This window comes from Cupriavidus phytohabitans, from assembly GCF_017815025.1.
GTDB lineage: Bacteria > Pseudomonadota > Gammaproteobacteria > Burkholderiales > Burkholderiaceae > Cupriavidus.
On the sequence record NZ_JAGIQB010000037.1, the window covers coordinates 43,589 to 56,477 of the forward strand.

11 protein-coding genes are annotated in these 12,889 nt (G+C 68.8%); 5 read left to right on the top strand and 6 right to left on the bottom strand.

Annotated features, from left to right (window positions below; all coding sequences use genetic code 11):
• Positions 1 to 76 precede the first annotated feature (76 nt).
• Both J8I34_RS23330 and J8I34_RS23335 read right to left on the bottom strand, forming a co-directional pair.
• Positions 77 to 3,259 carry a bifunctional diguanylate cyclase/phosphodiesterase gene (locus J8I34_RS23330; protein WP_209807112.1) on the bottom strand — a complete coding sequence of 1,061 codons (3,183 nt, stop codon included), beginning with the start codon at positions 3,257 to 3,259 and terminating at the stop codon, positions 77 to 79.
• 279 nt (positions 3,260 to 3,538) lie between these two features.
• On the bottom strand, positions 3,539 to 3,925 hold the full coding sequence (locus J8I34_RS23335; protein WP_029045055.1) for a hypothetical protein: 387 nt from the start codon (positions 3,923 to 3,925) through the stop codon (positions 3,539 to 3,541).
• 482 nt (positions 3,926 to 4,407) lie between these two features.
• Between J8I34_RS23335 and J8I34_RS23340 the strand changes: the two genes are divergently transcribed.
• Together J8I34_RS23340 and fumC are read left to right on the top strand one after the other, a co-directional pair.
• Entirely contained in the window at positions 4,408 to 4,758 is a 351-nt protein-coding gene (locus J8I34_RS23340) for a four-helix bundle copper-binding protein (RefSeq protein WP_029045056.1), read from the top strand.
• 230 nt (positions 4,759 to 4,988) lie between these two features.
• The gene (fumC, locus tag J8I34_RS23345) at positions 4,989 to 6,395 is read left to right on the top strand and encodes a class II fumarate hydratase (protein WP_209807113.1); all 1,407 of its coding nucleotides are present in this window, start codon (positions 4,989 to 4,991) and stop codon (positions 6,393 to 6,395) included.
• 41 nt (positions 6,396 to 6,436) lie between these two features.
• On the opposite strand, the gene J8I34_RS23350 is transcribed toward fumC, so the two are convergent.
• Complete coding sequence (locus J8I34_RS23350; protein ID WP_232232304.1) at positions 6,437 to 6,892, bottom strand: hypothetical protein; 456 nt, start codon at positions 6,890 to 6,892, stop codon at positions 6,437 to 6,439.
• 162 nt (positions 6,893 to 7,054) lie between these two features.
• Here J8I34_RS23350 and J8I34_RS23355 point away from each other — a divergent pair, with 162 nt between their 5' ends.
• Both J8I34_RS23355 and J8I34_RS23360 read left to right on the top strand, forming a co-directional pair.
• Positions 7,055 to 7,978 (top strand): LysR family transcriptional regulator, encoded by a 924-nt coding sequence (locus J8I34_RS23355; protein WP_029045059.1) that lies wholly within the window; start codon positions 7,055 to 7,057, stop codon positions 7,976 to 7,978.
• Positions 7,979 to 8,076: 98 nt separating this feature from the next.
• On the top strand, positions 8,077 to 8,550 hold the full coding sequence (locus tag J8I34_RS23360; RefSeq protein WP_029045060.1) for an aminoacyl-tRNA deacylase: 474 nt from the start codon (positions 8,077 to 8,079) through the stop codon (positions 8,548 to 8,550).
• A 52-nt stretch (positions 8,551 to 8,602) separates the two neighbouring features.
• On the opposite strand, the gene eutC is transcribed toward J8I34_RS23360, so the two are convergent.
• Together eutC and J8I34_RS23370 are read right to left on the bottom strand one after the other, a co-directional pair.
• Entirely contained in the window at positions 8,603 to 9,433 is an 831-nt protein-coding gene (gene eutC, locus J8I34_RS23365) for an ethanolamine ammonia-lyase subunit EutC (protein ID WP_051320312.1), read from the bottom strand.
• 32 nt (positions 9,434 to 9,465) lie between these two features.
• Positions 9,466 to 10,848: an ethanolamine ammonia-lyase subunit EutB gene (locus tag J8I34_RS23370; protein ID WP_209807114.1), complete on the bottom strand. Its 1,383-nt coding sequence runs from the start codon at positions 10,846 to 10,848 to the stop codon at positions 9,466 to 9,468.
• Between the two features lie 176 nt (positions 10,849 to 11,024).
• Here J8I34_RS23370 and J8I34_RS23375 point away from each other — a divergent pair, with 176 nt between their 5' ends.
• Positions 11,025 to 12,062, top strand: coding sequence for an AI-2E family transporter (locus J8I34_RS23375; RefSeq protein ID WP_209772642.1), 1,038 nt, complete (start codon positions 11,025 to 11,027; stop codon positions 12,060 to 12,062).
• A gap of 91 nt (positions 12,063 to 12,153) precedes the next feature.
• Here the strand turns inward: J8I34_RS23375 and J8I34_RS23380 are convergent, their stop codons facing one another.
• On the bottom strand, positions 12,154 to 12,834 hold the full coding sequence (locus tag J8I34_RS23380) for a FadR/GntR family transcriptional regulator (RefSeq protein WP_209807115.1): 681 nt from the start codon (positions 12,832 to 12,834) through the stop codon (positions 12,154 to 12,156).
• Between the last annotated feature and the right edge of the window lie 55 nt (positions 12,835 to 12,889).

The following is a 12,889-nucleotide window of genomic DNA, read 5'->3' on the forward strand; positions in this document are numbered from 1 at the left end:
GTCCGCGCGTTCCCCACGCCCCCGACCGAGACCGGGCGTACCCGTTTCTGCGAGATTGCCGTCCGGTGCGGGCGGCCTATTGCCGCAGTGAGGCCGGGTCGGCCAGCGCCGTTTCCAGGCCTGTCTCCAGCAACTGGCGCAACGCATGCGGCGGCACCGCCTGGCAGAACAGGAATCCCTGCACGCCGTCGCAGCCCTGCGACCGCAGGAACTCGAACTGCGCCGCGGTTTCGACACCCTCGGCAACCACCTTCAGGTGCAACTGGTGCCCGAGCGCGATGATCGCGGCAGCGACCGCCTGATCGTGGCCGGGCGTGGCCACGTCGTCGACGAAGGACTTGTCGATCTTGAGCCGGTCGATCGGCAGCCGGGTCAGGTAGTTCAGGCCCGAATAGCCAGTGCCGAAATCGTCGATCGACAGTGCCACGCCAAGCGCGCGCAGCCGGCGGAAGGTTTCGATGGTGGTCTCGCCGCCGTCGACGAGGATGCCTTCGGTAACCTCGATCACCAGTTGCCACGGCGGCAGGCCGGCCTGCTCGAGGCAGCGCGCCACGGTGTCCGGGAAGCCGGCCTGGCGCAGCTGCAGTGGCGAGATATTGACCGCCACCTCGATGTCGCGGCCCAGCGCCTGGCGCAGCGCCTGGATCTCGCGGCAGGCGGTGGCCAGCGTCCATTCGCCAAGCGGCGCGACCAGGCCGCTCTGCTCGGCGATGGGGATGAACTCGCACGGCTGCATCGGGCCGCGCTCGGGTGTTTCCCAGGCGATCAGCGCCTCGACGCCGGTAATCGCTTTCGTGGCGGTATCGACGATGGGCTGGTAGCGCAGCCGGAATTCGTTGCCGGCCAGCGCCCGGCGCAGCAGGCCCTCTATGGTGAAGCGCGCCAGCGAGGCCTCGGCCATTGACGCGGCAAAGCGGCACAGCTGCGCGCGGCCGCCCTGCTTGGCGGCATAGACCGCGGCATCGGCGGACTTCATCAGCTCGGTCAGCGAATCGCCGTCGTCGGGGAAGACCGCCATGCCGACCGACGGGGTCACGCGCAGGCGCTGCCCGCCGGCCAGCAGTTCTTCGTTGACGCGCGCCTGGATCTTGGCGGCAATCAGCTCGGCCTCGCTGTCGTCGCGCAGGCCGCCCAGCACCGCTCCAAATTCGTCGCCGCCCATGCGCGCCACCAGGTCGCCCTGGCGCACGGCGCCCTTGAGGCGGTCGGCCATGGTGCGCAGCACGTCGTCGCCGACCGGGTGGCCGAGCGAATCGTTGATGTGCTTGAAGTGGTCCAGGTCCAGCAGCAGCAGTGCCACGCGTTCGCCATGACGGCGCGCATGCAGCAGCACGGGTTGCGCGCGCTCGTTGAGTTCGGCGCGGTTGGGCAGGCCGGTCAGCGGGTCATGCAACGCCAGGTGGCGGATGTATTCGTCGACGCGGCGGCGCTCGGTCAGGTCGTAGGCGATGGCCTGGTAGCCTGCCGGGGGCCCGTCCGGCGGCGCGGCCAGCAATGCCACGGATACCTGCACTGGCAGGCGCGAGCCGCCCTTGCGCACCCACGTCCACTCGCGTTCGTCGCTCAGGCCGAGCCGCGCCTTGGCGACCAGCGCGGGCATTCCGGCGGGCACCGGTTCGCCCAGCTCCTGGCTGAGCGCGCGCGCGTGCGCGGCCAGATCGTCGGCAAGATGCAGGCCGGTGACCGGCATGCGGCCGACCAGCTCGGCGGCGGCGTACCACAGCATGCGGGTGCCCGCGGCATTGACGCTGGTGACCACGCCGTCGTCGCCGAAGGTGATGACGGCGAAGTTGGCATGGTCGACCAGGCCGGCATAGAGCGCAGCCTGGTGCGCGGCGGCCTGGTGCGCGCGGTGCTGCGGCTCCAGATCCGTGATGGCCCACAGCCGGTGGGCGCCGCCGTCGGCGCCGGGCAGGTGCGCGGCGCTGGCGCGCAGCGGGAAACGGCTGCCGTCGCTGCGCACGCCGTTCAGCTCGCGCTGCGCAGCGCCGCCGGCCAGGCCAGCACCAGCGTCGCCATCCGCAACAACGATGGCACCGGGGGCGAGCGTATCGAGGTTACGACCGACGAGGTCGGCCGGCGCGATGCCGAACAGCTTGCCGGCGCGCTCGCTGGCACGCACGACCACGCCGTTGGCATCGGTAAGGACAAAGCCATCGGCGGATTGCGCCATGCAGGCCTGCAGCGTGGCATTGCCGTCCTCCCAGGCGCGGACTGCCTGGGCCTCGCGTTGCCCGGCTCTGCGGCGCTGGAGTGCCAGCGCACAGGTCATGCCGGCCAGCGCCAGCGTGGCCAGCGCACCCGCGGCCAGCACGGCATACCCCTGGCGCGGGCCATATGCCGCTGCGAAGGCGGGACGCGTGGCTGCACGCAGCAGCCACGTGGCGCCACCATAGCGGAACTGGCGCTCGCCGTGCAGCAGCAGGGCGTTACCGTCGTCGCGCTGCGCGGCGGCGGCCGTGTCCGACAGCAGCGGCCCGGGCACGGCGGGCGTGCCCTCGTGCAACGACAGCTCAAGGTCCGCCAGTGCCGGCGCGCCGACCCCGCGCATCAGGTCGCCCAGGCGCAGCGATACAAAGACATAGCCGACCACCGCCTCGCGCCGCTGCGCCGGCGTGCTGGCGGCCACGCCGCCACCGTAGACCGGCAGGAACAGCAGCGCGCCGCGCTGGCGCTGCGCCGCCTCGGACTCGCGCACCAGCTCCAGCCCGCGCGTCAGACGGGGCTCGCCGCTGTCGCGCGCCGCTTCCATCGCGGCGCGACGGGACGGCTCGGACAGCAGGTCGAAGCCAACGGCGCGGGCGTTGCGCCCGGCCAGCGGCTCCACATAGAGGATGGGCGCGTAGAGGCTGCGCGGGCTGCCGGCGGGATGAATCCCGTAACCGGCAAGGCCATCGGCGCGCGCGGCCGCGACCAGGGATTCGACCTGCCGCGGTGCCGCCAGCGGTGCGTAGCCGATCGATTGCGTGCCGGGCGGCAGCTCGTCGAGCTGGGCGGTATAGAGATAGTTGCGCCATTGCGCGCGCGAAGTTGCCGGATTGGCCGTCATCAGGCCCGCCACGCCGCGCAGCAGCCTTTCGTTCTCGAGCATGCGTTCGCGCAGTGCGCTGTCGGCCTGGTTCAGCAGCGCATCGAAATGCTGTTGAGCCACCCGCAGCTCGAATTGCTGTACCTGGCGCCACGCCCCCGCAGTCAGCAGCGCCCCGCTTGCCGCGACCAGCAGCGCTAGCAAGGCAGGGGAAAGCGCAGTCAGTCTCATGGTCTTCGGTAACGGTCTGGCGCCGGCGACGCGCCTGCCACGGAACCCCGGCAGGCTGGCCAGCGCCCGGGAAATGGACTGCGTGCCTTGCGATAACGCGGCACTATACCGTGCCGGATGCACAAGGCCGCGCCGGATGCACAAGGGCTGTACCGCGCCAGGGGCGCCGGGCGCGGACGCTAGGAAACCGGTCCGCCCGAACTGGCCGGCGAGCTCAGCCCCCAGCAGGCGCGTGCGGAGCAGTTGCCAAGGCTGCCGGCCGCGAGGGCCGGCAGCCCGTCAATGCAGCGTGCCGCCGGGCTTGCCGGGCACGGCACCGGCAGTTTCCGCAGCGCTGCCCTCCGGCTCGAACGGGACATGGCGCCCGTCGCTGGACTGGTAGCCAAGCTGGGCGTCGGCGCCCAGCATTTTTTCCCAGGCGATCATGGCCTGCGCCACGGCTTCCGGCGCGCCCTTGAAGACCACCACGTCGTTGCCGCAGCTGGGGCATTCTCCGCCGAATACGGCGTCGATGCCGGGCAGGCCCGGCACGTTGAGGGTGTCGAACTGCTTGAACGCAGTCTTGCAGTGCCCGCAGACCAGCTGCGCGGGGCGCAAGGCCTCGACCTTCGCGCGCGCCTGTGCCGCACGCTCTTCGGGGGTGCCCCGTCTCTTTGCCTCGCCCATGATGTCCTTCCTTCCCGTGCTGCCGGTGTGCTTGCCCCGCCGCGGCCACGGTGGCCGCGCGGTGCGGTGTGTTGTTGGGTGGCCGTCTGGCGGCCTGTCGCATGCCCGGCCGGAGCCTGGGCGTGCTCCATGCTGTCTGTGCTGTCTGCGGTTTCCTGTTAGATGCGGTTCAGGGGGCGGTGGTGCCCGACGGCCGCACCGGGTGCCGGGCACGATACCCGCGCCCCCTCATCCGGAACGCCTGGCGCAGGCGGCATTGTAACCACCACGGCGCTGCAAGTACCGGGCCCGCAGGATCGACTTTCGCCTGCTATTGTGGATAACGATGCCCCGTGACAGCGCCTTTGCGGCGCCCGCATCACCGCGGGCATGCCATGGGACCGCGCTTGCCGCCGACAGTGGCGGCGAGGTGTGAGTCCGCGCCCGCCGGTTCCCACGCCGGCATTCACGGTTCCATCCACTACCCCGAAGGAGGACGCTCGATGATCCGACCCACCGTGCAGGAAAACGCCGCCCGCTACGCCGACTGCATCGCCGCGTGCAACGCCTGTGCCGCCGCCGCGCTGAAATGCGCTGCGGCCTGCCTGGAAGAGCAGGACGTGCACAGGATGGCGCGCTGCATTGCGCTGGACATGGATGTCGCCGGCATCGCGCAGCTGGCCGCCTCCTACATGCTGCGCAACAGCGAGTTCGCGCCGCTGGTCTGCGAGGACTGCGCCGAAGTCTGCAAGTGGTGCAAGGAGGAATGCGAGCGCCATGACGCCGAGCATTGCCAGGAGTGCGCGCGGGCCTGCACGGTTTGCATGGAGCAGTGCCTCAAGATGACGGCGTAGCGCGCCCCGGCCCGCCGCGTCGGCCGCATGTGGGTTAACCCGGCGGGCAGCATGGACTTGAACGCACGCAGCGCGCCTGCGGGTAGTCTGGTGGACTGCACACACACGGCCGGGGCGCGGCCTGGCTTTCGACGGCATGACTCGCCGGCACCCGCCTTGCGCCGCGTTCCTTCCATTCGGCAATTCCGGCGCCCGCAGCGGCGTCCCTTGCCTTGCCAAGGAGTCTGTCCATGTCCAAGCCTGCCGCCAGCAACACCCGCATCGAGAAAGACAGCCTGGGCGATGTGCCGGTGCCCGCCGACCGCCTCTGGGGTGCGCAAACCGAACGCTCGCGCCAGAACTTCCGCATCGGCGACGAGAAGATGCCGCCCGCGCTGGTCGAGGCCTTCGCCATCCTGAAGCTGTGTGCGGCCCGCGCCAACCGTGAACTGGGCGTGCTCCAGCCCGAGCTGGCGCACGCCATCGAGCAGGCGGCCACGGAAGTGATCGAAGGCCGTTGGCCGCAGGAGTTTCCGCTGTCGGTCTGGCAGACCGGATCGGGCACGCAGACCAACATGAACCTCAACGAGGTCATCGCCAACCGCGCGATCCAGCTGCTCGGCGGCGAAGTCGGCAGCAAGCAGCCGGTGCATCCGAACGACCATGTCAATGCCAGCCAGTCGAGCAACGACAGCTTCCCGACCGCGATGCACATCGCCGCGACGCGTGCGATCCAGCAACAGCTGCTGCCGGCGCTGGAGCAGCTGCAGCAGACTTTCGCGCGCAAGGTGGAAGCCTTTGCCGATATCGTCAAGGTGGGCCGCACGCACCTGCAGGACGCGGTCCCGCTGACGCTGGGCCAAGAGTTCTCTGGCTACATGACGCAGGTCGCGGATGCGCAATCGCGGCTGCAGCAGGCCATGCTGCGCGCCATGCCAGTCGCGCAGGGCGGCACCGCGGTCGGCACCGGGCTGAACGCGCCGCACGGCTTTGCCGCGGCCTTTGCGCGCGCCCTGGCCGACTACACCGGCCTGCCGTTCGAGCCCGCGCCCAACCGCTACGCGCTGCAGGCCTCGCATGATGCGCTGGCGGACCTGTCGGGCGCGCTCAACACCACCGCTTCGTCATTCCTGAAGATCGCGCGTGATTTCATGCTGCTGGGCTCGGGGCCGCGCGCAGGCTTCGCCGAGCTGATCCTGCCGGCCAACGAGCCAGGCTCGTCGATCATGCCGGGCAAGGTCAATCCGACCCAGGCGGAGGCGCTGGCCATGGTGTGCTGCCGCGTGATCGGCAACCACACCACGGTGACGCTGGCCAACGGCCTGGGCACGCTCGAGCTGAATGCGTACAAGCCGGTGATCATCTACAGCCTGCTGCAGTCGGTCAGCCTGCTGGCGGGGGCGGCGTCGAGCTTTGCCGAGCATATGGTCGAGGGCGTCGAGGCCGACCGCGGGCGCATTGCAGAACTGCTGGAACGCTCGCTGATGCCGGTCACGGCGCTCAACCCGCATATCGGCTACGACAAGGCCGCCGAGATCGCCAAGCTGGCGGTGCAGCGCAACCTGTCGCTACGGGAAGCCGCGATCGCGTCCGGACATGTGACCGAGGAGCAGTTCCGCAAGTGGATCGACCTGGCCGGCATGACGCGGGAAGCGTGAGCCGTGCCGGCGCGGCGGCTCGTCGAGGGCAGCCGCGTGGCTCAGCCAGGCGCACCGGCCGGCGCAAGGCAGCGCTGGCGCGCCAGCGATTCCCGCGAATAGCCATGACGTACGCGCAACTGGTGTTCGACCGCGTCCGCCTGGTCCAGGCAAGCGAACATCAGGTCATCCTTGAAGCGCTGCGATACGCCTTTGAGGCGTGGCGCTTCGTAGGCAACCTGGCGCGCGCGGCAGCGCAGGAACAGCAGCGTTTCCTGGGTGGCGGCAATCAGCTGGTCATGCTCGATCCGCTTGCATTCGACCAGGTCCTGGGCAGAGGCGCTGGCGCCGGCAATGATCAAAGGCAGGCACAGCCAGCGGCGCATCAAGCGGTGCATGGCAAACGGGGGCGCGTCGGGCCGGTTGACGGTGTGGCTCGAATCATTGCCCAGAGCCGCGTTCAGTGCAAGCGATGCGCGGCCTGGAAAGCCGTCTGGGGCGGCTGAAACGCGGGACACACTGTCCTGCCGGCTGGACAATCTCCAGCAAGCCCCGATGACACCGAGCCTGACTTCGCCATATGCTGCACGGCAGCGCCGAGGTGCGCGCGCCAGCATGGCAATATACGGGGCCGGCGCCCGCCACGCGGCTGGCCGGGCCTTTTTTGTTTCCTTCTAGCCATGGACCTCAACGCCTTGCGCCTGTTCGTCGACATCGTCGACGCCGGCAACCTGAGCGCAGCCGCGCGCAAGCTCAAGATGACGCGCGCCAATGTCAGCTACCGCCTGAAGGCGCTGGAGGAAGAGCTGGGCGTGCAGCTGCTGCGGCGGACCACCCGCCATGTCGAGCCCACCCCGGTGGGTGCCGGGCTGTACGAGCACGGGCGCAATATCCTCGGCGAGGTGGCGGCGGCAAATGCGCTGATCAGCAACATGGGCAAGAGCCTGCGGGGCCATGTGCGGCTTTCGGTCCCTACCGGCCTCGGCCATACGCTGCTGTCGCCGCTGCTGGTGCAGTTCAAGCAGCGCTATCCCGACATCACGCTCGATGTCGTCTTCGACAACCGCGTGCACAACCTGGTGTCCGAGGATGTGGACGTGGCGCTGCGCATCATTTCCACGCCGCCCGATTCAGTCGTCGCCACCGAGATCGGCGCGGTGGACTGGGTCATCTGCGCCTCGCCCGCTTACCTGGCAAACCATCGCCTGCCCCAGGCGCTCGCCGACCTGCAGGGGCAGGCGATCGTATGCGCCTCGCCGGTGGGCCAAAAGCTGAAGGTCGCGGGAACGCGGCCCGGCAGCGAAGCGCAGGAAACCCGCGAACAGGTCGTGCTGGAGCCGACGCTCAGTTCTGACAACTTCGGCTTCCTGAAGGAAGCGGTGGTAGCCGGCCTGGGCATCGGCATCACGCCGATCTACGCGATCGGCGAGGAACTGGCGAGCGGCGGGCTGGTGCAGCTGCTGCCGGATTACCGCATCAGCGTGTTCGGCAGCCGGCTGTACATGCTGACCATGCCAAACCGCTACCAGACACTGGCCACGCGCTACCTGCTGAACTTCCTGAAAACGGAGCTGCAGGCGGTGTGGCCGCGGCTGCACCGCTAGGGGTGCAAAGCGGATCGGGAGCCGTTGGGCACGGCGCCAGGCACTATATTAGGAGCACAAGGATAACCGTAGGCGTATCCCTGTCCTGAGGAGCAACCATGGCCCTGTCTAGCACGCTCGCAAACTGCCTGAGTAGCAAGAATACCCAGTACGACATTATCCGCCACCCCTACACCCTCAGCAGCATGGCCACTGCCGAGGCGGCGCACATTCCCGGAGACCGTCTGGCCAAGACCCTGTTGCTCGAAGACGAGCGCGGCTATGTCGCCGCCGTGATCCCTTCGAGCCATCACCTGCAGATGGCTGCAATCTGCGAACAGACCGGCCGCGACCTGGTGCTCGCGCATGAGGATGAAATCCGTGAGATCTTCAAGGATTGCGACCTTGGTGCGATCCCGCCGGTCGCCATGGCGTATGGCATGCAAACCTATGTCGACGACAGCCTGATGCAGCAGCCCGAAGTGTATTTCGAGGGCGGCGACCACCAGGAACTGGTGCACATGACACGGGACCAGTTCATGGACCTGATGTCAGATGCCACGCCCGGGCACTTCTCACGCCGCATGATGTAGCGCGGCTACGTTGCGCTGCGGCCACCGCGGATTCATCCACGGTGGCCGTTTTTCATGGGTGGTCCTGCAACGGAGTTGCCTGCGGCGTCGCTCCGGCCAATGCGTGCTCGCTGTCGTCCTTCAGATCCACGCCCGAGCGCCCGATTGCCACGGCGCCACGCAGCAGGAACACCAGCCGTTGCGCGGCCTGCGCATAGGACAGTCCTTCGGGCCGCACATTGGAGATGCAGTTGCGCTCGGCATCGGTACGGCCGGGTTGCGGCGCATAGGTCAGGTAGATGCCGAGGCTGTCGGGCGAACTCAGCCCGGGCCGTTCGCCGATCAGCATCACCACCTGACGCGCGCCCAGCACGGCGCCGATATCGTCGCCGAGCGCGACACGCGACTGTTCCGCCACCACCACGGGTCCGATCCGCCATGCCTGCGGCAAGCGCTGGCGCGTCGCTTCCAGCACCGCCACCGCGTGCGTTTGCGCGGCCAGGGCCGAAAGTCCGTCGGCGATCACGAACACGACATCGGGCGCCTGCTGCGGTCGCGCCGCGGCCAGGCGCTCCCTGCTCTCGTCATCCAGGCCCCGGCCGAGGTCCGGGCGCCGCAGGTAATGGGTGCGGTCGGGCGCAGCGCTGTGGGCAAGCACGTGGTCGAGCCCGGCCTGCCGCAGTGCGTCGGCGATGGCCTCGGCGTCCAGCGGCAAGTGCACGGCATCGCGAGCCTGCGCATGGGCCAGGCCGAACGCCAGCACGGCGTCTGTGGTCTGGCTGTGGCCGGTGCGGCCCAATGCGATGCGCGCGCGCGTGAACTGGCGCAGGCGCTGCCATGGATCGGCGTCCGGCGTAGCGGCGGTATTGGCAGGGGGGGCAGGGGGCGAAGGAAGCTCAGGCATGGCGTGTCGTGAAGAGTGGCTCGGGGGCGGCCTTACAGGCTGTGCGCCATCTGCAGCAGCGGCAGGCGCCCGGACGGCTCCAGCAGTCGGCCGGCGCCATCGGCGATTCCCATGCGCTGCAGCCATTGCTCGAACTCCGGTGCGGGGCGCAGGCCCAGCACTTCGCGCAGGTACAGCGCATCGTGGAACGAAGTGCTCTGGTAGTTCAGCATGATGTCGTCGGCGCCCGGCACGCCCATGATGAAGTTGATGCCGGCCACGCCGAACAGCGTCAATAGCGTGTCCATGTCGTCCTGGTCGGCCTCGGCATGATTGGTGTAGCAAACGTCGCAGCCCATCGGCACGCCCATCAGCTTGCCGCAGAAGTGGTCCTCGAGCCCGGCGCGGATGATCTGCTTGCCGTCGTACAGGTATTCCGGCCCGATAAAGCCCACCACGGTATTGACCAGCAGCGGGGAGAACGCACGCGCCACGGCGTAGGCGCGCGCCTCCATGGTCTGCTGGTCGACGCCATGGTGGGCGTTGGCCGACAGCGCGCTGCCCTGCCCCGTTTCGAAATACATGACGTTGTCGCCGACCGTGCCACGCGCGAGGCCCCGCGCGGCGTCGTGGGCTTCGGCCAGCAGCGCCAGGCTGATGCCGAAGGCCGTATTGGCGCGTTCACTGCCCGCCACCGACTGGAACACCAGGTCCACCGGCGCGCGCTGCGCGATCGCGCGCAGCGTGTTGGTGACGTGGGTCAGCACGCACGTCTGCGTCGGGATATCGAAGCGGCTGCGCAGCGCATCGAGCATATGCAGCAGCGAGACAATGGCGCCCAGGTTGTCCGAGGCCGGATTGACGCCGATGGTGGCGTCGCCGCAGCCATACAGCAGGCCATCGATAACGGAAGCGGCGATGCCCTTGGGATCGTCGGTAGGATGGTTCGGCTGCAGCCGCACCGCCAGCCGCCCCGGCAGGCCGACGGTATCGCGAAAGCGCGTCACCACCTGACATTTGCGCGCCACCGCCACCAAATCCTGGTTGCGCATCAGCTTGCTGACCGCGGCCGCGATTTCGGGGGTGACACCGGGCGCGACGCGCGCCAGCGTGGCGGTGTCGGTCTCATGCCGCAGCAGCCAGTTGCGCAGGTCGCCGACCGTAGTGGCGGCGATCGCGGCAAACGCAGAGGCATCGTGCCGGTCGACGATCAGGCGCGTGACCTCATCCTCTTCATAGGGCACCAGCGCCTCGGCGAGGAACCGGTCCAGGGGCACGTCGGCCAGCGCCAGGCGCGCGGCCATCCGTTCCTGCTCGCTGGCGGCGGCGATGCCGGCCAGGGCATCGCCGGAGCGCGCCGGGCTGGCCTTGGCCAGCAGCGTGCGCAGGTCGCCGAAGACATGGCGCTGGCTGCCAATGGTGTGGGTATATGCCATGGGGAATGCCGTTCCGATATCGAAGCCGATGCCCCTAATATAGTCACCGTTGGAGCACCTGGCTGGCGCGTCCCAGTGCTTGCCTAACCCCGCCCCCGCCCCGACAATCGAGCGCTAGCTGATCCGCCCCGCAACCGCCGCGCGCGTATCGTGGCCCCCAACGCCGGAGACCATAAATGAAAGACCCCGACCCGACCAACGCCCCGCGCCTTCTGCCGGCCGCGTGGTACAGCGTCGGTGCCGTCGCCTATGTCCTGACTGCCCTGGCGCTCTGGACCGTGCTCCAGGCGAACCTGGTGGCAGCCTTGCTGTCCGGGCTGCTGCTGTATTCCCTGGTCGATGTGCTGGCGCCGCGGCTGAAGCGGCTGAACCAGCGGCACGATGCGCTGGCGGTGGCGATCCTGTCGGCGCTGATCCTGCTCGGGCTGTCGCTGGCCGGCTGGTTGCTGGTGCGCTTTGTCAGTGGCGAGGGCAATACGCTGGACGGACTGCTGAACCATGTCGCCGACATTATCGACCAGTCGCGCGGGCAGTTGCCGTCGTGGCTCAGCGACGCGCTGCCTAACGGGGTGGACGAGCTGGCCACGGCGCTGATCGAAGCGCTGCGCGCGCATGCGGCCATGGCGCAGAAGCTGGGGGCGGAGGTCCTGCGCACGCTGGTGCATATCCTGATCGGACTGGTGATCGGCGCGATGGTGGCGCTTTACCGGGCAGTGTCGCGGCCGAACCGCCGGCCGCTGGCGGCTGCGCTGGTGGCGCGGGCGCGTACGCTGCAGCAGGCGTTTTCGCAGTTCATCTTTGCGCAGATCCAGATCTCGACGATCAATACCTTGCTGACGGCGCTTTACCTGCTGCTGGTGCTGCCGCTGTTCGGCGTGCACCTGCCCCTGTCGAAGACGCTGGTGGTCATCACCTTCGTGGCCGGCTTGCTCCCGGTGCTGGGCAACCTGATTTCCAATACGGCCATCGTGGTGGCGTCGTTGTCAGTGTCGCTGCCGATCGCGGTGGCGTCGCTGGTGTTCCTGGTGGTGATCCACAAGCTGGAGTATTTCCTGAACGCCCGCATCATCGGCGCGCGTATCCAGGCGGCGGCGTGGGAGCTGCTGGTCGTGATGCTGCTGATGGAGACGCTGTTCGGGATCCCCGGCGTGATTGCAGGGCCGATCTTCTATGCCTACCTGAAGCGGGAACTGGCCGGGGCCGGCCTGATATGACCACGGCGCCCTGGCCATTGCTGGCCTTGGAGAGGTTTTCAATGCCAGCGCCGTAGCGCCCGCTGGTCCGACCAATTGCAACTGTGCGCATTCAGCGCCCGTCCTGTTCGTCCTGTTCGACCCGGCTGCGCACGAAGTCGATATGCGTCTGCATGGCCGTGCGCGCTTCTTCCGGCCGGCGCGCGCAGATCGCATCACATAGCGTGCGGTGCTGCAGCAGCAACAGTTCCGAGGCGCTGTCGTCCTGCTCGCGCAGTCCGGTGCCATTGATGGTGATGTGTTCGCGCAGCATGCCGATCACGCTGGTATGCAGGTGCAGGAACATGGTGTTGTGCGAGGCCAGCGCGATGGCGTCATGCAGGCGCGCATCGGCATCGGCCTCGGCTTGCTTGTCGTCGCCGGCGCGGGCGCGTTCGAGTTCGTCCATCAGGGAGCGGATGCGCTTGACGTCGGCGGTGTCGGCGCGCAGCGCGGCGAAGTAGGCGGTGGCACCTTCCAGCACGCGGCGGAACTCCAGGATGTCGTCGCGCAGCGCGGGATGGTCGGCCACCAGCTGGCCCCATGGGGAAGCAATGCCGGCGCGCAGCTGGTCGGTGGCATAGACACCCGCGCCGCGCCGGCTTTGCAGCAGCCCGCGCGCGGCCAGGCGCTGGATCGCCTCGCGCACGGTGTTGCGCGCCACCGCGTACTGCTCGGCCAGCACGCGCTCGGCCGGCAGCCGCGTGCCTGGCGGCCAGGTGCCGTCGAGCAGCGCGGTTTCCATCTGGCGCATGACCACCTCCACGCGCCCGCGGGTGCGCCCGCTTCTTTGTGCCGCCACCGTCATG